The following is a 16405-nucleotide window of genomic DNA, read 5'->3' as shown; positions in this document are numbered from 1 at the left end:
TTCGTTTGTCATGTCATTCTCCGGGACGATATGCGTCCTGCGATCACCGGAAATGAACTACAGTCGATTTTCTGACAAGGCAAGTGGATAATTTTCGGGATGCATTTTTTCCCGAGCTTTCCCTCATGCCGATGCGGAGATTGCTGGCCCTCCCTTGCTCAAGGCGACGAGATCCACTGCGAGGGCGAGAAGTTGGTCGTGCCACGCCAAGGGCTCGAGCCAGCGCTGCGGAATGGCCGAAACTCCGAACACGGCGCCGGCCACCTGACCGGTGACGGCACCGACGGTATCGGCGTCGCCCGCGAGGTTGACGGCGAGCACCAGCGCTTCTTCGAAACTCTTGGCTTGCTCCGTGCACCAGAGCGCTGCCTCGAGCGTATCGACAACGTAGCCGGTCGAGCGGATCTTCTCCCGAGGTTTCCCGCGCCAGGCGCCTGCGGCGATGGCTTGGATCGTCGGTGTTCCCTTCCAGGCTCGGGGCCGAAGCGCGTTCTGGCCATCGCCCCGGATCGCCTCCCGCAGGATCCGCACGAACAAGTCGCAGGCCTCGACGGCCTCAACGGTGGCGTGGGTGGTTCGGCTCTGGTCCCGGGCAATCTGGGCCGCCAGAGCGTCGTCCTCGAGCGCGCGCAACGCTACGGGCGCGATCCGCATCAGGGAGCCGTTGCCGGCTCTATCAGGAGCCGTCGAGCCCGCGAACGGATCGCCAGTCCGCCGGAAGTGGCCCAGCGAGTTTCGGGTCACGATGCCGATGTCGAAGCATGTGCCGGTGCACGAATACTCACCTTGCTCGGCCCAGGCGACGAAGCGGGTCATCAGGTCGGTGGCGTTGAATTCCGGATGCGCGATCAGGCTCTCGGCCAGCGCCAGCGCCATGCTGGTGTCATCCGTCCACTGGCCCGGCTTGAGATCGAAGGGGCCGCCGCCGAGCATCTCCGTATGATGAGGACGAGTGTCGCGGTCCTCGAATTCCAGGGTTGCCCCAAGGGCATCGCCGACGGCGAGGCCGAGAAAGGCGCCCTGGGCGCGGTCTTCGATGGATGTGAGCATATGGATCGATCTCCCTGGTGATGACTGGATCGAAACGATGAGGCTCACTCCGGCAGCGTGATGCCATGCTCAATCAGGCGTGCCCGGGCCGCGTCGACGGCGTCCGGGGGGAAGCGGTCTGGGTTGGTGGCGACGATGTACTCGACGGTGCAGGTGCCGAGACCGGCCTCGACGAGCAACGTGAACCCGGTGCCCTGGCTCTTGCCCAGGGCGCAGTAGGTCATGAACGCGATCTCGCCGTTGTTCTGGATCGAGCGCAGGCTGTACTGCGCCTTCAGACGCTTGCCGGTCTTTTCGTAGCGGCAGCGGTCGAGCAGGGCGATAGCACCCCAGCAGCCGGCGATGACCGGGTCATTGTAGTCGCTCCCGCGGCGGCGGAAGAGTTCGACGGCCGCCGCGCGGTACACGTCGGGAGCCTCCGGCTTGGTGGATTTCTGGGCGTTGTCCATCATCGTCTCAAGCTGGGGGATCGAGCACTTCGTCAGATCGATTTTCATGGCGTGCGTCTCCTAGAGATTGGGGTGGGCTCGAGGCGATTGATCAGCGGGCGGCTGCAGGCTTGGCCTGCCAGATGCGCTTGCGGTGACTGGCGGCGCTCACGGTGATGTCGAATTCCTTGGCGATCTCGGTGACGGTGCGCCCGGCCTCGAACATCGCCTCCATCGCGGCCACGCCCTGGTCGTTGAGGCGACCGTCGTCGCGCTTCCAATCGTCCGAGCTGGCCGGGGGAGCGTCCTTCGGAGTCTGCTCAGTGATCAGCGCGTCGAGGCGGTGAGCGAAGGCGTCGAAGGCGTCGCGCAAGCTGTTCGCCTCGGTGCGGAGCGTCTGGAGCTTTGCGAGGGTAGTGGCTTCCATGGTCGTGGTCCCTTGTTCTGATCGTCACCATCTTGTGTGACAACATTCATATAGGGGACGCAAAATCGTTTGTGAAGAGGAAAACGCAAAATTGTTTCAGTTTTGTGTTGATTGCATTTCTGACCTCGGATAAGAGAAATGTATCCGGGGTCAGACGCCGGCCTCGGGGCAAAGGGCCAAATGGCCAAATGTCCACATGGGCAGATGGCCAAACCACCGAATGGCCAAAGCGTACTGATGCCGAAGCGTACTCCCGTACTCTTGTCCTCGAGGCCGATCTCCGATGACGACCCTGCCCGTCCCTGCCGTTGAGACCGCTCCGGGGACCACCCTTGATCTCGAGGCGCTGGCCGCTCGCGCCGCCGGTCTCGCCGAGGGAGCGCGGGCCGATGCCACCCGAAAAGCCTATCGCTCGGACTGGCGGCATTTCGCGGGGTGGTGCGCTGGGCACGGGCTCGTCGATCTTCCGGCGATGCCGTCGACGGTCGGGCTCTACCTCGCCGCGCACGAGACGCTGCTGTCGATCGCCACGCTGACACGAAGGCTGTCAGCGATCGCAGTGGCACACCGCATGGCGGGTCACCCGATGGACACGCGGCATCCGGCGATCCGCGACGTGATGCGGGGCCTACGCCGGGCCAACGGCGTCGCTCAGGGCCATGCCGAGGCGCTGACCGTGCCGCTGCTCCGCCGGCTGCTCGCGACCTGTGGCGATCGCCTGCTCGACCAGCGCGACCGGGCCCTCCTGCTAGTGGCGTTTGGGGCAGCGCTGCGCCGATCCGAGCTCGTCGCCCTTGAGGTCGCCGACATCGCCGTCGTGCCGGACGGCCTGAGGATCGCGATCCGACGTTCGAAGGGCGATCAAGAGGGCGAAGGTGTCGTCATCGCGGTCGGACGGACCGGCAGCGAGACCTGCCCGGCCGCCGCCTACACGACATGGCTCGGGGCGGCCGGCATCATGGACGGAGCGGTGTTTCGCGGGATCAATCGGCATGGGCAGCTCGGTCGTCGGCTCTCGACAGACGCCATCGCCGAGATCGTTCAGAAGCGGGCCGCCGCCGCCGGGCTCGAGGCCGGTCTCTTCTCGGGGCACTCGATGCGGGCGGGGTTCGCGACCAGCGCCGCCCAGGCCGGTGTCGAGGAGCGCCTGATCATGCGCCAGACCCGGCATCGCTCGGCCGCGACCGTCCGGCGCTACATCCGTGACGGACAGCTGTTTGACCGCAACCTTGCTCAAGAGATCGGACTGTAAGTCCTTACAACCGTCCCGCAGTTTTTCTCATCTGGGCTCGAGCAGGATCCCGATCGATCTTTTTATGCCCGAGATGCAAAAATCGTATCTCGAGATAGAATTTGATTGACTGGGGTAAGGTAGGCTTTAGAAACAAGAACGCCCGCTCCCTCGCGAAAGGGAACGGGCGGTATCGCGAGGCAGGGCCCCACGTCGGTTGGCGCTGACAATGTGCCCTGTCTCGCGGCTGGTTTCAACAGCTTGGGACTCTGACATGGTACAGATCAATTTGCCCGACCCCCCGATCGCAGAGGGGGTTGTGGTCTTCGGTGCATCAATCAGCGACACAGAATTTCAAGGGGCCATGCCCCATGGTCTCTTTAAGACGGTTGTGCCTGATCCTCGAAATCTCGAGGGCAACGCCACCAAGTATCATACCGATCTATCGGAGGTGGCCGAGCTGCGTCTGCGTGTAAACCGTTTGGTCACAGGCGCGAAAAAGAAAAATGTCCTCCCCTACGCCAACTACATGATCCGGATGGTGAAAAGTGGCGAAGGCTTCACCCCTCAGATCGTCTTATGGTCGCAGAAGAGACTGCGCGTCGAGAAGGATCCTGGAACTGGCTTGGCGTGGCTCCTCATCCCACATGGAATGAAGTTCATCGCGCTTGACGGGGATACACAGACCACGGCCCGGCATCTCGCCGAGGCAAGAGAGAGCGGGCTGTTCGAAGGACAAAAAGTTAAGATCGTTATCGTCCACGACATACCAGAGGACGTGGCTCAGCAGATCTTTGCGGACTGCAACTCGAGAGGAACGAAGGTCGTCACCAGCATGGCGATCGGCTTCGATAATCGTGATCCGGCGACACAATTGGCGAAGTATGTAGAACGGCATGTTCCTGCTCTTCATGGCCGTGTGAACCGGCAGAAGCGGCAGCTCTCAGCGCGAGACATCCAGGACGTGGTGACGATGTCCGCCTTGCGAGCGTCAGTCGTCTGCTTCGTCGAGGGCATCAGCGGCATCCAGCATCAGACCCAGGCCGTCGAGATCGACGACTCGCGGCTTGATGTCCTGCAAGTTGCCAGTGCCTGCTGGTACAGCGACGTTACAACAGTCCTGAATGGGGCTCTTACTCCGGAGGAGCGGGAGACGAACTTCGCTTCCGCCCCAGCTGTCTGGTGCGCGCTGGGCGCCCTGGGCCATGATGTTTTAGAGCGAGCGATCGGCAAGGACTTCTCGGGCGAGTGGAACGAAGACAAGTTCAAGCGTGCTAGTCAGGAAATTGCGCTAAACTTTCTTGCAATCATCGACTGGCAGCGCGGCGTCCACTGGACGAAAGTCGGCGCTAAGAAGAGTCAGTCGGGTGCTGTGACGCTCGGCGGTCCGAAGGAAGTTGGTTCGCTAATCTACAAGGCGCTGCGTGATCGGGCTCTGGCCACCGGTCTAAACTTCAATGCGGCATGAGGTGCACTCATGCGGTATCGAGCAGAACCTAGTGGCATCACCCTGCGTGATGAGGACGCCGCCCTAATCAAAGGCATGCTGCTTCGTGGCGATCGTCAGCACGACATCGCTGCGTGGTTCGGGGTCAATGGCGGGCGTGTAGCCGAGATCGTGACCGGCCAACGCTTCAGCGAGGTGCCGACGGCGTCGTCGGATGAGCTGCCGCCTCCCGGGCCTTACCCCAGAGGACGTGATGCGGTAGCTGCAATCCACGCCCTTTCAGTGGCGAAAAAGGCCTTGGTGGCAGCCGAGGAGATCATTCGGCGTCACACACCATGACCTCGTGATTTTTGGGGAGCGGGCAGCCGCTCCCCATTTTCGTCGAGCATTTCTTGCTGGGTTAGGAGACGGGAGGCTCTCTAGCTCGTCAAGCGACGATCCTATCGCTGAGACGATCGGCTTTTCCGGTCTGGAGACGTTCCGTGAGCGCGGATCATCAGATCATTTCGGCAAAGCATCAAGGACGCAAACGAAACCAGGGCGCCATTACGGGCGCCCTGGTGCTCATGATGCCAAATCTGCTTGTCGCGGCTGATCAGCCCTTCGCGGATCCAGGATAGTACTGCTTCGCGTGGATACGGCCCATCACCCGCGCGAGGCGTTCCTTGGCAGAGGTGCTGGCGACCAAGCGCACACAGTAGCTGTCTTGCGGGCTGGGTATCTCCGAGAACCCTGCTTCGGGCGTCAGGACCTCTGCAACGAAGTGAGCCGATCCAGGAACAAGGCGCGCATCCGCTCGCGTCGGATGAAGGCAAACGTCCACCGTCTTAGTATACGCTTTCGTACGGTCGGAGGTGTTACCATCCTCGACATTGCCAGGCGCGCTCGTGATGTCTTCCGTCACATCAGGAACGCCATGGGCGGCCTCAGCAAAAGCCTTCGTAACTGGAGGGACAGCCTCAAGAAGGCCCTGCATGCTGCGGATCAGTCCTGTCCCTCCCTGGACCAGCGTATCCCCGCCGCGAACCAGGTACGTGCTGGTCATCGTCAGGAGTACGAGGGCCGTCAAGACGGCATTTGCTGCCAGCAAGCACTTCCAGCGCTTTGGCAAGTCGGCCTTCAAACGTTTGAGATCGATCTGCTCGCTTCTGTGGTCGTCGTTTGCCATCGATTGGCTCCATACCAGCGTAGGCTGGTGCGGGCATTACGTGTTAATGGAGCATCAAGTATTCAAGGTATGCCTTCAACGGAAGGTATGAAAAAATGGCCTTTTGCATTTAGCTAATGTTCAGGATCAGGCATGTATAGTGGGCATGCGGCAATAAAAAGTATATGATACGGTTCGCGATCGGCTGAATGGTGGCGAATGGTCTATCGTCGAGACCCTTGCCGAGGTTGAGACCGGCACAGCAAGCGGGGCCGGTCAAAGCTGGCCAAGGCTCTCGCATTCTGCCGGGTGATAGACGAATTCGAGGCAGCGCAAGCTCCCTCGTGTGTTTCTCGGGCATTCTCTGCTTCTACAGTGCTCGCGGGACGTTTCGTCGCTTCAGAGCCTGGTTACTTCCCACGCTAGCATCTCCAGCGTAAGCGATAGCCACTAGATAGCTTTCAGCTACTAGCTACCAAACAGCTATCGGATAGCTATTTGCAGCCGTGCTCACGCTGCAGGAGAGCTGTGGCTGCCTCGAACGCGACGCCGAGGGACCAGCCCTTCGCGTCGGCGATCTTCTGGAACGTCTCGATCGTCTCCGGCTTGGCCTTGAGGTTGATCTGGGCATTCCGTCCGGTGCGATGGCGGCGCTGTTCTTTCCGCGCAGGCTTTATCGGCTCGGGAGTTTTGCTGCTCTCACGACTACGGAAGCCGGTGGCCTCTGCTGCCTGCCTAGTGGCTTCGGGCGACGGCCTGGTGGCTGATTTGGGCTTCGCGAACTCGATAGCGTCGAGAGACTCAAGCTCGTCACCGAAACCGAGGGAGGGGCGATTGGTCGGGGCCATCAAGCGGCTTCCTTCGGATCGGCGCTGGCTCTGAGCTTGGCTATGACCTCGCCGGCAAACTCCCTGGCGTTGGTCTGGGCTTTGTCGAGGTTTGATGTCTGAGACGGACTCATGTTCGCTAGCGTCCCGCCGAAATCGAACAGATCTCGATAGGCAGCGCGCTCGACGATCGCCGTCGAAAACACATCGATCCCGCCGGCCTCCAATTGCTCTGCGACATTCCTCAGGGCTCGAGACGTAACGGCCGCGCTTGTGCGTGTTAGAACGACGGCATGGGCAATGCGACGGCGCGCCAGCTTCTCTTGGTTCCTGATGAGCCGGATCGTCTTGGCACCGCCTTTCGCGTCCATGCTCGATCCCTGGACTGGAATTGCAACCAAATCGGCCATGCCGATCGCGTTGGACACCATGAGGCTCGCGGTGCCCTCAAGGTCGACGATAACGAACTGAGTAGCCTCGGCTGCAGCTTCGATCGCGTCGACCACACCATCCTCAGACACATCGCCGACGATAGTGACGTTGTCCGGTTTCCCTGGAAGCCGGCCCCATTGCGATATCCAGCGCTCTGGGTCGGCATCGATGATCGTGATGGTAGCGCCCTTGCTCGCCAGCTCAGTGGCCAAGAGCAGGGCACATGTCGTCTTGCCGGCCCCACCCTTGGGGTTGGCGAACGCTATGACGGGCACGGTCGAACCTCCTACGAGTCGGCACAGTGTAGCAGGCAAAGGCTACCAAATAGCTATCGGATACCATTTGCTACCAGATAGCTATCTGGTAGCTAACAGATATCGCTCATAAGAAGAATACTAGCGAAAGCACGATTTCAGTGTCTTGACGTTTTAACGGAAAACCGGGATCATATGCTCCATGGTTTTCGGAGGTTTTAATGTCAAATCCGTGCTTAGTCGTTCTCACCGCCCGTGGCTTCGATCGCATCCGTCAGGAGGGCGGATCGCAGGCTTGGCGGCTCAACCCTACCACCGCCGGTAAATTCGCCTACTGCGTCTGTGTCCAGAACCGTAACGGTGGCTCCTGGGGCGCTGCTGATCGGGCTCACCACACCGCTTTCATGATCGGACGCATCAAGGAGGTCATCCTATCTCAAGAAGACAATGATAAGACTGAGCGGTATTTCGTGGTATTCTCGGAATACGCTGAGATATCGCACGAGGATGCTTGGCCCGGTAATCGCAACCCAGTCCGCTATAGCGACCTGAGCGAGTTCGGAGTCGACGATCCTGACGCCTTGATATGGCATCCCATGCATCAGCCTACGCCGCAGCGGCAGCAGGCATCGGCTTCGACCCAGGTCGAGGACCATGGAGTTGTCGGGCCTCTGACAATCCCGGAAGCTCGGGTAGCACTGGCAGTTGGCCTAGGCGTTCCCGAGTCGGCGATCGAGATCACCGTCCGGTATTGAAGAAGCACTCGATGACTTGCAGCCACCGGCCGCGCGGGAGTGCGGCTGGTCGTGGAGATCGGTTCATCTGCCCGTGTGTTAATTGTTCGCTAGCAGGTGCGAGTTAGGGTTGTCTCAGATCGGGACAGCCGAGAGTTGGAGATGCTTTTCACCTACGGACCCCATGCGGTCGACAATCTCGACGATCGGCAGATCCAGCGTGAATGGGTCGAGCGCACGGTGACGGAGCCTGAAATTCTCGAGCCCGACAAGACGTACCCCGATCGGCTCCGTGCCTTCCGTGCGCTACCCGAACGCGACGGCCGAGTGCTTCGTGTGGTATATCTTCCAACGGACGACGGCGCTCACATCATCACGATGTTTTTGGACCGCGGCCGGAGGCGCAGGACGTGAAGAGTCGGTACGATGCCGAGACGGACGCGCTCTACGTCCGGTTCTCAGAGGCGAAGGTGATCGAGAGCGAGGAAGTTCGGCCCGGCGTGGTGTTCGATTTCGACGCTGACGGGAAGATCGTGGCCGTCGAAATCCTCGACGCATCCCAGCACCTGGCGCGAGGCACTGATCTCCAGCACCTCACGGCCGCCTGAATGTTTGCACGTTGGTTTGGTGTGCTGGCGCTGTGCCTCACGGCCGGGTCTGCTCTGGCACGCGATAACGCGGCCGTGCCCGTGGGAAAACTAATTGCGACCCCCAAGGCCTATGTCGGCGAGCTGGTGGTGGTCCGCGGCATCGCGTGCGTGGATCCAGGCACAACTGGCTTCCTGTGCGAGGCTTCCTCGGGTGGTCGCAAGCTCCGGATCGATGCTCTTCTGCTTGGCGCTCAAACGGCGCTCCCGATCGCTGAACGGTTGCTCGGCGGGTGCAAGGGCACGGCAGCGCTGAACAAGACGCAGTGCCGGGTAGATATTGTCGTGACACCGACGTCGGCCGACTCCTCCGACGAGAGCACTGTTACGATCCTTGCTCGCGAAATCGAAATGTACGCTCCGAGAAAGATCAGGTAGGCTGGAATACCAGTATTGCCGTCAAATTTGCGAATTGCGTGATATCGCGCAAGTAACGCAAACGCGCCTGATCCAGCCGGATCGGTCAGATTATCCCGAAAAGTTTGACGGCAACGATCTTCCCGTGCACACGATGCCCCGTGCGCGAGTCACGCGCAGGAGATGATTCCGCCGCGAGATAGACCGCAAAAGCCAACAGCCCCGACCCGGCAAGGTCGAGGCTGCTGAAAACCTGGGGCCGTGTAGGGCCAACTGACAGTTCCCTACAGGCCATAGCTCCCATCGTGGAGTCAAGCTGGAAATGCGTTTCCGGCGCCGGGATCGGCTTGCCCGGACCTACCGCGGCCCGTGAGGGGCTGGGGACGATGTTTCACGCGCGAATGCTCGCCGCGATCGACGACGCGCGAACGCTCGCCAACATGGACGAGCTGTCGAAGGCGATCTGGCAGGCGCATGCCAGCGGTGTGGTGGATGACGATGGGGCTCAGACCCTTGCCGAGGCGCTACATGCCCGCAGGGGATCGATAAGAGGCTCCCTAAAGCCTGTCGGCATTCCTGCCGGCCGGCTGAGCCTATTTCCGCCGAAGCGCCTCCAGCGGGCTCCTGAGCGATCTGAGGCGATTGCACGCCGCCGCCGTTTGGCGACCTCCGGCCCGATGCCACCGGCCCTCGCTTCCCGGTTCACGATGGGCCAGCTTGCAGTTCTCAGGATCATTGCAGACGAGATGTCCACAGCTGGTGTCTGCGGCCTCTGCATGGATGCGATCGCTGCCAGGGCCGGTGTCTGCCGGCGTCTGGCTCAGGCGGCCATCCGGCTTGCCGAGGGGGACGGCCTGATCGTGATCCAGGAGCGTCGACACGAGGGACGAAAGAATGACGCGAACCTCATCCGCGTCATCAGCCAGGAGTGGCTAACCTGGATAAAACGCGGCCGACGTTCCCATCCCAAAGGGCATAGGGTGCAAATGTCTGCATCCCACGGATACACAGGTTCTCAACAAACCATCCACAGGCCAGCGGAACCGTCGCAAAAGCTTCCGGAAGGGAGAGGGCGACACCGATCAGAGCGCCCTAATCAAATTCGTACAGCCAGGTAGCAGCGCCGAAGCTCTAAAATTGCACTGTCGCCGCCCTTCTTCGATCCAGCAGGATCAGGGAGGACAGGACAACTCGCGCCTGTCCTGACACGATTCTGGGACCTACAGGGCTTTCTACGACACCATCGGAGCTGCTCTGAACCGAAACACGAAGGCCATCGATAAGGAGAGGCGGAACCGTGCCGCCAAAGGCCCTCAGATTTGCGATTTCCGGGCCTGTGGCGGCCATCGGCACGATAACGGAAGGAAAGGGCCAGAAATGCCCTGTGGCCACTCTGGGCTCATTCTGGGCAATCGCGGTGCATCCCTCGAAGAAAAACCCCGCCACAAGTGCGGGGCTTTCTAAGGACAGTTCCCTCATTTCTGGTTGAGTAGTGCCTTCGCAAGCGTGAGCTTATCGGCAGGGACAACTGCCATCAAAGGCTCCTCGAACTCCGGCGGAACGATGAACCAAGTGGGATAGCCACGAGCACTTGGGTTGCCGGCAGCTGAGCCGCCCTCGTCCTGCCCGTTCCAACGAGCCGCTAACCTCCGCTTGCCGTACCACTCGCCAACGCAGAGGGACCACGCCCCTTCATCGTCTGTGCTCGGGCCTCCGTCGTAAAGAACCTGAATGAGCGCCCACGCGCCTCGAGGAGACCGAACATCCTCTGCCTTGATGTAGCTCATAGTGTTTTCCTTGGTATGCCGATTAGTACGACAGTACCATAAGTGCATAGTGTTTCCTTTGGTTTCAAGATACCAACGAATAAAGTTGCGTTAATCGATTTTTGCAACCCAGTTTTTGAACGGAAAGCGAAGACCTTTCAAAGGGTTGACCGATTTCCGATTTTTCGTCTGGCTCCTTTTAGAGGGGCCCACACAGCAGCTGGCTGATCCTAACGTGCTTGCTCAAGCCCTTCAGCACTGAAGCACGTAATTGCGTAAAGCTCAGGCAAGTTGGAAAAGGGGCCTTTTAAGTATTGCGAAAACGAATACCTTTCTCAATACGGACATAGTCTCCAGAAAAAAATGACTCATTGAGGCCCTTCAGCTCTGCCGACTTCATGGCGCAATGCTCGTGATCGCCAAGCTCGACAGGCTCTCGAGAGACGCGGCCTTCCTCCTCAACCTCCAGGCTGCTGGCGTCCGGTTCGTTGCAGCCGACATGCCTGAGGCAAACGAGCTGGTGGTGGGGATCATGGCTGTCGTTGCGCAAGCCGAGAGGAAGATGATTTCGACTCGGACGAAGGCAGCACTGGTCGCTGCGAAAGCTCGAGGACGGAAACTTGGTGGCGACCGTGGGGGCGTCCCGACGGCTGAGATGCAAGCCAAGGGGAGCGCAGCAGCAAAGGCCAAAGCCATGGGACGTGCTGCTGATCTTCTGCCGGTCATCGCAGAAATTCGAGCCGCCGGCGCCGCGTCACTGCAGCAGGTCGCCGAGGAATTGAACAAGCGAAGGATCCCAACGGCTCGAGGTGGGATGTGGGCTGCTACCCAGGTGCTGAGAGTTGAAAGGCGAGCCGAGGCACTGAAAAGGTAGGTAAGATCAGGCCCCCACCTGTAAGGAAAATAGCGTTCCTACCTGGGGGTACGATCCGGCCACATAAACATACGGACTGAAGGATCGTAACGGCGAACCAGATGAACCATGTAGAGGTCGGGTCAGCCTTCTGGTTTCCCTACCCCAACCCCTGACTCCGTATTGCGAGAAGGCTTCGGTGCTCGTTAGTGATCGAGAAGGAGGTCTTCATCATGACAATCGAAGAGAAGGACGCAGAGGTCGTGCGGTTTCCCAAGGAAGCCAAGCGTCCTCCCTCGTCAGTAGAGCGTATATGGGGAAAGAGTGTGACCCGCCATGGATATGCTGGAGTTCCATCTATCCTAATACGTGCTCAGAAGAGGCTCGGACTTAGTCCCATACAACTGAACATCGTCATCCAATTGCTCGACTACTGGCATGACCCGGCAAGAAAGCCATTCCCTCCTAAGAAGGAACTCGCAGAGCGCATAGGCGTTACTCCAAAGACCGTTCAAAACAACATAAGAGAACTTGAGAAAGCTGGTTTGATCACGCGACACATTCGCCGAACGTCATCCGGCGACTATAACAGCAACATCTACGATCTGAACCCGCTCGTCGATCGAGTGCGATCTATGGAACCAGAGTTCGAAGCTGCTCGTGTGGCTCGAGATAGAGCCCGGAAAGCAGCAGAGACTCCGGTCGGTCTTCGGTCAGCTTGAGAGTGGGGTGTTGCTGATGACGATGATGGGTATGGCCTACGGGCTACTCGCTATCGCGTACACGATCGGTGCCGCGGGTTGCCTGATCCTGTGCGTGACGCATGCCGGCGGATGATCGTGTTGTCCGCTAAGAGGTGGCTTCGACCAACTGGAGAGCGTCTCCATGCCATGGAAGAGGTCATCGGAGCGGCTAAGGCCTCTCAGGCCGCTGCCGCCGACGAACGAAGTGAGGAGGCGGATGTGCTCCTACGGGGATAATCCTTGTCGTTGATCCCCCGTTGATCCCCCGTTGATGTTGCATAGCAAGGCAAGCCCCATGGTCAGTGATGTTTCGGCACTCAAATCCGAGCACGGCAATTTCTTCGCCGTCGATCGGAGAGCCTGGTCGCTCGTCTGCGATTTGAAGAGCATCAGCGCAGCCGCCGCCTACCTGATCCTAGCCAGAGGCTCGCAGGGCGATATGCGCACGACTTCCTGGTCGGTGAACGCCATCGAGGATCGCACCAATATCCCTCGCTTGCGTGCCAAGGATGCGATCAAGGCGCTGCTCGAGGGGAAGGTTATCGAGCAACGTCGCGGCGGAACAAAGCCTCAGTACTACCTTCTGCCACCAGCCGAGATCGAGAACCGCCGTACGCCGGTTGAAAGCCTCACCGCCGATGAACGGCTGGTGCTCGAGGTCATCGCAAGCCATCCGGACGGTATCGAAGTTCCAACTGGTAGCCGGAAGAAGGATCCTTGGCCCTTTGGTAGCCCACGATCGATCGTGGAGCGCCTCATCCGGAAAGGTCTCGTCCGTTCCATCGGAGGCTCGTGGTCAAAGGTTGCTGCAACCAGGCTGCCGGCAACTCCTGATGAAGCTGATTGGATCTGGCTGCCAAATTCCATCGTCGAAGGCGTGGGAGAGGAAACCTCTCCGATCGAGCGGATCCGGCAATCGCAGAGCTTGGCTGCGCTACGCCTGTTCGTAGACCTCTACCACGTTCAGAGCTTGGCGACCGACGGTGGCGTGCATTGGCGTCAGCTTCAGCAATCCTTCCATCGCAAGCAAATCGGTCAGAGGGCCGATTTCGTCGTGTGGGCCTTCTGGATCGACAGCCTCAAAGCATGGGGCGGCCAGCCCTTTGTGAACGCTCACATGACAGGTCAGACAGAGGAGGTTGAGAGGGCCGACGGCACGAAGGGGCACCGAGATACGGGTTGGCCGATATTCTGGGGTGCCTTGGAGGTGCTGACCTCCACTGGCTTGGTCGAGTTTGTGCCCCACCTGGTCGACTCCGATACCCAGGAAGGTACGGTTCTACATCCTCTCGCGTATCGAGAGGGCGAACCTCTCGAGCAAAATCTTACAGTTTCTGCCAGAGATGCAGCCCTTTCCATGCTCAATCCGGAGCAACAGGATTGGGTGCTCGCACGAGCTGACACCGTGCGAGTTGTTCCGGTTCGGAAGCACATCAAGGACGTTCAGTTGGTCGGTCTCGCCCGCTTGCGGCACCGAGCAAAGACCACTGCAACGGCAGATTGGTTCAAGCGTATGCCGGAATGGTCGGCGCTTGCTGATCGGTACCTGGATCTGATCGCCGGGATCGAAGGCGAGAGGCCAGCTGCCTGATTGCTCAGTAAACCGCTAAGGCGCTGCCGCCGGGCTCGACGTAGTGAAGGCTCCGGCTACCCGGCTCGGGAGAGGCGACGGACGAGTTCAACCCAGTGCACCATGACGTGTCGCCACCACATCGTTGATCGTTGCGGGTTGCCACACACGACGATGGTGTGCCGAAGCCGCCTGTGCTGGTCAGGGAGAACGCGTTAGCGAATGACGGCCCCCTCAGCAGGGGGCCTGTTGTGACCAGTCCGCGAGGCTCAATCTCGTGCCCGCAGTCCGGAGACCTTGTCCGTCAATGCCTCCCGCGCCGCGAGAAGCTTCTCTGGATTGACCTTGTCCGACAGCTGGTCACGGGGCTTGCGCCCGAGGAAGAAGGCGATGCGCTCGGCATTGGCGCCGCTCGGATGAGGAAGACCGCTCAGGACCTGTCGACGATCCAGCTCGACCTGTGCGGCCACCAGGTCGACAGCCTCACCGGCCACGGGCCCGAGCGGAACGAACACGGCGTTCGGCAGCGCCTTCATCTCGTCTGCGAACCATTTCATCAGTTGAGTGCGCAACAGCGGGATCGCCGTGGGAGACGGCGCGCCGGTGTAATTGGTACCATCCATGAACACGGGGTAGCGCAGGATGGAGGTGAAGTGGACGCGATACGCGTCACCCGCCCACAGCGATCCTGCCGTCGTAATGTCCAGGGTGCGGTTCAGGCCAATGCTGTCCAGCATGGCGACCAGGTTTGATCGCATTGGGCCTGAGAAGCTCGCGAAGACCTTGGCGTCCTCGGCCGCTTGCGCCTCGGTCCGACCATTCAGGAGACTCCGGCGCGCCGCTACGAGCGCGTTTCGCATCTGCTGCCGGCCGGGCGTGAGGCCAACAATGACCACGTCGGCGTTCAGGTTCACATGGTCGAACGGCGCGTAGGCGACGTCGATCCTCTTGCCGCGAGCCTCCCCCGTCTCAATCAGAAGGTGCCGCGGCTGGGCGATTTCCGCCTCGAGCTCAGTGGTCGTCAGGGTGCGCAGAAGAGGGGCGAACGTAGGGAACAAGCTGTTGGTCATGGGGGATCGATCTCGATGGCTGCGAGTGTGACGACGGAGAAGATGAAGGGAATGGATAGGTGTCAGTGACGCCGAAACCGGCGGGTCCGATGCGCAGCTGTGACGACAAGCCCGTCGTCGCTGACCACCACGTAGACACCGAGCCAGCGCTCGATGACGTGGAGATTGCGCTGCCCACCGAACTCCCGAGCAAGACGGCGGCGAGCCGCTTTATCGAAGGTCAGCCGCTCGGCTCCTCCGCAACGGGCAATGGAGCCAAATTCGTCCAGCAACGCGATGATGAAGGGCGGAATAGCGCGCTGCTGCAACCGCCCCTGAGCGTGAAGCGTGAGATCGACGCTCATGCGCGGTACCCTTCCGCGTAAGGCGAACGGAGCTGTTCGATCTCGGCGATCTCGCGGCGCTGCCAGGTCGTGCCGGCGACAATGCCCCTGTTGCCCACCATGTTCGGCCGGCGCCAGTAAGGGGTTGGCATCCTCTCGAGCAGGGCAAGCGCCTCGCGATAATCCTCGACCGTGATCTCGGACCCCTTAGGTCCGATGGTGTAACCGCGCTGCGTTCGGCAAGTCCTAGGATCGAACCAGCTGCCATCCTTGGCGACGGGCACGAACACCACCTCTCCAAGGGTAGGTTCCGGCTGCGAGGATGCCTCGACTGAGGCGTTGGCCGTCTGCCAGAGCGAGCTGCGAAAGCCCGATCGCCCATTCAGCCAGAGTAGGGCTGCCGAGCGCGAGATCTCTCCCTTCGGATCGAGTTTGAGATCGCTGGTGCCGTCCTTAAGGGCGAGTAGGTTCTTGATGCTTTTAAGGCTGACCTTGGCGAGGGCGGCGAGCTGCTCCGGAGTGACGTTCCGTCCTGTGTCGAGGCGGATCCGGGCTTCTGCCGCGCTGACCGTGTTGACGACATCCGCGAGTCGGCTCCAGCCGGCAGGGGCAGCGTCCAGGATGGCGCGCATTTTCTCGACCATGCGGTCGATCGCGATGACGAGATCCTCGTCTTCTTCCGCCTCCATCAGCCGGCGGCTCGGGCACAGTCCGTAGAAAGCGAAGGCATGGAGGTCGATGGCCACCTCCAGAATTCTGCTGTCCCATGTCCTTCCAATGCCGTCGCGCCAGAGGTCACGCCACGGCGCATCTGGGTTCTCCTCGACCTCTTTCTGGCCCTCAAAGACAACCACGCCGTACAGCGCTTTCATGGCAGCGTCGGCTGCCTCGGGCGACCAAGCGAGGCGTTCAATCCATTCACCTGTCGCGATGAAGAGCTCAGCGATCTCGAGCGGCTCGCCACCTTCATAAGCAGCGCCATACTCACTGCTGCGTTCTTCGTATTCGTTTGTCATGTCATTCTCCGGGACGATATGCGTCCTGCGATCACCGGAAATGAACTACAGTCGATTTTCTGACAAGGCAAGTGGATAATTTT

Annotated in this window: 20 protein-coding genes; 10 read left to right on the top strand and 10 right to left on the bottom strand. The window is 60.4% G+C overall.

Features of this window, described 5'->3' with window-relative positions; genetic code table 11:
- Positions 1-123: 123 nt before the first annotated feature.
- Genes GGR33_RS25490 through GGR33_RS25480 form a run of 3 tightly spaced genes read right to left on the bottom strand, consistent with a single transcriptional unit; the run spans position 124 to position 1905 of the window.
- The gene (locus GGR33_RS25490) at positions 124-1050 is read right to left on the bottom strand and encodes an ADP-ribosylglycohydrolase family protein (RefSeq protein WP_183514949.1); all 927 of its coding nucleotides are present in this window, start codon (positions 1048-1050) and stop codon (positions 124-126) included.
- 44 nt (positions 1051-1094) lie between these two features.
- Entirely contained in the window at positions 1095-1547 is a 453-nt protein-coding gene (locus GGR33_RS25485) for a hypothetical protein (RefSeq protein ID WP_183514946.1), read from the bottom strand.
- Between the two features lie 43 nt (positions 1548-1590).
- Complete coding sequence (locus GGR33_RS25480) at positions 1591-1905, bottom strand: hypothetical protein (RefSeq protein WP_183514942.1); 315 nt, start codon at positions 1903-1905, stop codon at positions 1591-1593.
- Between the two features lie 283 nt (positions 1906-2188).
- On the opposite strand from GGR33_RS25480, the gene GGR33_RS25475 reads away from it, so the two are divergent.
- From GGR33_RS25475 to GGR33_RS25465, 3 genes are all read left to right on the top strand, one after another.
- Positions 2189-3157: a tyrosine-type recombinase/integrase gene (locus GGR33_RS25475; protein ID WP_183514938.1), complete on the top strand. Its 969-nt coding sequence runs from the start codon at positions 2189-2191 to the stop codon at positions 3155-3157.
- 253 nt (positions 3158-3410) lie between these two features.
- The gene (locus GGR33_RS25470) at positions 3411-4604 is read left to right on the top strand and encodes a DNA sulfur modification protein DndB (protein WP_183514925.1); all 1194 of its coding nucleotides are present in this window, start codon (positions 3411-3413) and stop codon (positions 4602-4604) included.
- 9 nt (positions 4605-4613) lie between these two features.
- Positions 4614-4922 carry a hypothetical protein gene (locus tag GGR33_RS25465; protein WP_183514922.1) on the top strand — a complete coding sequence of 103 codons (309 nt, stop codon included), beginning with the start codon at positions 4614-4616 and terminating at the stop codon, positions 4920-4922.
- Positions 4923-5178: 256 nt separating this feature from the next.
- Here the strand turns inward: GGR33_RS25465 and GGR33_RS25460 are convergent, their stop codons facing one another.
- From GGR33_RS25460 to GGR33_RS25450, 3 genes are all read right to left on the bottom strand, one after another.
- Complete coding sequence (locus GGR33_RS25460) at positions 5179-5751, bottom strand: hypothetical protein (protein WP_183514918.1); 573 nt, start codon at positions 5749-5751, stop codon at positions 5179-5181.
- Between the two features lie 473 nt (positions 5752-6224).
- Positions 6225-6578, bottom strand: coding sequence for a stability/partitioning determinant (locus tag GGR33_RS25455; RefSeq protein WP_183514916.1), 354 nt, complete (start codon positions 6576-6578; stop codon positions 6225-6227).
- Positions 6578-7264 carry a ParA family protein gene (locus GGR33_RS25450; protein ID WP_183514913.1) on the bottom strand — a complete coding sequence of 229 codons (687 nt, stop codon included), beginning with the start codon at positions 7262-7264 and terminating at the stop codon, positions 6578-6580. The genes GGR33_RS25455 and GGR33_RS25450 overlap by 1 nt, the downstream gene beginning before the upstream one ends.
- A 383-nt stretch (positions 7265-7647) precedes the next feature.
- Between GGR33_RS25450 and GGR33_RS25445 the strand changes: the two genes are divergently transcribed.
- The 4 genes from GGR33_RS25445 (at position 7648) to GGR33_RS25430 (ending at position 9002) form a co-directional block, all read left to right on the top strand.
- Complete coding sequence (locus GGR33_RS25445) at positions 7648-7998, top strand: hypothetical protein (protein ID WP_210302221.1); 351 nt, start codon at positions 7648-7650, stop codon at positions 7996-7998.
- Positions 7999-8139: 141 nt separating this feature from the next.
- Positions 8140-8391, top strand: a complete 252-nt coding sequence (locus tag GGR33_RS25440; protein ID WP_183514906.1) for a DUF4258 domain-containing protein — start codon at positions 8140-8142, stop codon at positions 8389-8391.
- Positions 8388-8585 carry a DUF2283 domain-containing protein gene (locus GGR33_RS25435; RefSeq protein ID WP_183514900.1) on the top strand — a complete coding sequence of 66 codons (198 nt, stop codon included), beginning with the start codon at positions 8388-8390 and terminating at the stop codon, positions 8583-8585. The genes GGR33_RS25440 and GGR33_RS25435 overlap by 4 nt, the downstream gene beginning before the upstream one ends.
- A complete protein-coding gene (locus tag GGR33_RS25430; protein ID WP_183514897.1) occupies positions 8586-9002 on the top strand; it encodes a hypothetical protein in 417 nt (138 codons plus the stop codon). It abuts the gene before it with no gap.
- 1454 nt (positions 9003-10456) lie between these two features.
- Here GGR33_RS25430 and GGR33_RS25420 read toward each other — a convergent pair.
- Positions 10457-10768 carry a hypothetical protein gene (locus tag GGR33_RS25420; protein WP_183514890.1) on the bottom strand — a complete coding sequence of 104 codons (312 nt, stop codon included), beginning with the start codon at positions 10766-10768 and terminating at the stop codon, positions 10457-10459.
- 385 nt (positions 10769-11153) lie between these two features.
- On the opposite strand from GGR33_RS25420, the gene GGR33_RS25415 reads away from it, so the two are divergent.
- From GGR33_RS25415 to GGR33_RS25405, 3 genes are all read left to right on the top strand, one after another.
- Complete coding sequence (locus GGR33_RS25415; protein ID WP_183514886.1) at positions 11154-11621, top strand: recombinase family protein; 468 nt, start codon at positions 11154-11156, stop codon at positions 11619-11621.
- 212 nt (positions 11622-11833) lie between these two features.
- The gene (locus GGR33_RS25410) at positions 11834-12322 is read left to right on the top strand and encodes a helix-turn-helix domain-containing protein (RefSeq protein ID WP_183514874.1); all 489 of its coding nucleotides are present in this window, start codon (positions 11834-11836) and stop codon (positions 12320-12322) included.
- A 292-nt stretch (positions 12323-12614) separates the two neighbouring features.
- On the top strand, positions 12615-13934 hold the full coding sequence (locus GGR33_RS25405; protein ID WP_183514838.1) for a hypothetical protein: 1320 nt from the start codon (positions 12615-12617) through the stop codon (positions 13932-13934).
- 248 nt (positions 13935-14182) lie between these two features.
- On the opposite strand, the gene GGR33_RS25400 is transcribed toward GGR33_RS25405, so the two are convergent.
- The 3 genes from GGR33_RS25400 to GGR33_RS25775 all read right to left on the bottom strand — a co-directional run bounded on the left by GGR33_RS25400 (position 14183) and on the right by GGR33_RS25775 (position 16322).
- Positions 14183-14983 carry a uracil-DNA glycosylase family protein gene (locus GGR33_RS25400; protein ID WP_183514688.1) on the bottom strand — a complete coding sequence of 267 codons (801 nt, stop codon included), beginning with the start codon at positions 14981-14983 and terminating at the stop codon, positions 14183-14185.
- A 62-nt stretch (positions 14984-15045) separates the two neighbouring features.
- Positions 15046-15327: a hypothetical protein gene (locus GGR33_RS25395; protein ID WP_183514616.1), complete on the bottom strand. Its 282-nt coding sequence runs from the start codon at positions 15325-15327 to the stop codon at positions 15046-15048.
- Positions 15324-16322 carry a hypothetical protein gene (locus tag GGR33_RS25775; RefSeq protein ID WP_210302220.1) on the bottom strand — a complete coding sequence of 333 codons (999 nt, stop codon included), beginning with the start codon at positions 16320-16322 and terminating at the stop codon, positions 15324-15326. Before GGR33_RS25775 ends, GGR33_RS25395 begins: the two co-directional genes overlap by 4 nt.
- Between the last annotated feature and the right edge of the window lie 83 nt (positions 16323-16405).

Origin of the sequence: Methylobacterium brachythecii (genome assembly GCF_014196345.1) — a bacterium.
In the GTDB taxonomy this organism is placed as follows: Bacteria; Pseudomonadota; Alphaproteobacteria; order Rhizobiales; family Beijerinckiaceae; genus Methylobacterium; species Methylobacterium brachythecii.
The sequence above is the reverse complement of the archived record's forward strand: the minus strand, read 5'-3'. Positions and strand labels throughout refer to the sequence as shown.

Excerpts from the sequence above, each read along its gene's own strand:
- GGR33_RS25490 (WP_183514949.1), bottom strand. The coding sequence starts at position 1,050 with ATGCTCACATCCATCGAAGACCGCGCCCAGGGCGCCTTTCTCGGCCTC.
- GGR33_RS25420 (WP_183514890.1), bottom strand. The coding sequence starts at position 10,768 with ATGAGCTACATCAAGGCAGAGGATGTTCGGTCTCCTCGAGGCGCGTGG.
- GGR33_RS25440 (WP_183514906.1), top strand. The coding sequence starts at position 8,140 with ATGCTTTTCACCTACGGACCCCATGCGGTCGACAATCTCGACGATCGG.
- GGR33_RS25445 (WP_210302221.1), top strand. The coding sequence starts at position 7,648 with ATGATCGGACGCATCAAGGAGGTCATCCTATCTCAAGAAGACAATGAT.
- GGR33_RS25415 (WP_183514886.1), top strand. The coding sequence starts at position 11,154 with ATGCTCGTGATCGCCAAGCTCGACAGGCTCTCGAGAGACGCGGCCTTC.
- GGR33_RS25405 (WP_183514838.1), top strand. The coding sequence starts at position 12,615 with ATGTTGCATAGCAAGGCAAGCCCCATGGTCAGTGATGTTTCGGCACTC.
- GGR33_RS25460 (WP_183514918.1), bottom strand. The coding sequence starts at position 5,751 with ATGGCAAACGACGACCACAGAAGCGAGCAGATCGATCTCAAACGTTTG.
- GGR33_RS25430 (WP_183514897.1), top strand. The coding sequence starts at position 8,586 with ATGTTTGCACGTTGGTTTGGTGTGCTGGCGCTGTGCCTCACGGCCGGG.
- GGR33_RS25470 (WP_183514925.1), top strand. The coding sequence starts at position 3,411 with ATGGTACAGATCAATTTGCCCGACCCCCCGATCGCAGAGGGGGTTGTG.
- GGR33_RS25485 (WP_183514946.1), bottom strand. The coding sequence starts at position 1,547 with ATGAAAATCGATCTGACGAAGTGCTCGATCCCCCAGCTTGAGACGATG.
- GGR33_RS25475 (WP_183514938.1), top strand. The coding sequence starts at position 2,189 with ATGACGACCCTGCCCGTCCCTGCCGTTGAGACCGCTCCGGGGACCACC.
- GGR33_RS25395 (WP_183514616.1), bottom strand. The coding sequence starts at position 15,327 with ATGAGCGTCGATCTCACGCTTCACGCTCAGGGGCGGTTGCAGCAGCGC.
- GGR33_RS25455 (WP_183514916.1), bottom strand. The coding sequence starts at position 6,578 with ATGGCCCCGACCAATCGCCCCTCCCTCGGTTTCGGTGACGAGCTTGAG.
- GGR33_RS25410 (WP_183514874.1), top strand. The coding sequence starts at position 11,834 with ATGACAATCGAAGAGAAGGACGCAGAGGTCGTGCGGTTTCCCAAGGAA.
- GGR33_RS25465 (WP_183514922.1), top strand. The coding sequence starts at position 4,614 with ATGCGGTATCGAGCAGAACCTAGTGGCATCACCCTGCGTGATGAGGAC.
- GGR33_RS25400 (WP_183514688.1), bottom strand. The coding sequence starts at position 14,983 with ATGACCAACAGCTTGTTCCCTACGTTCGCCCCTCTTCTGCGCACCCTG.
- GGR33_RS25480 (WP_183514942.1), bottom strand. The coding sequence starts at position 1,905 with ATGGAAGCCACTACCCTCGCAAAGCTCCAGACGCTCCGCACCGAGGCG.
- GGR33_RS25775 (WP_210302220.1), bottom strand. The coding sequence starts at position 16,322 with ATGACAAACGAATACGAAGAACGCAGCAGTGAGTATGGCGCTGCTTAT.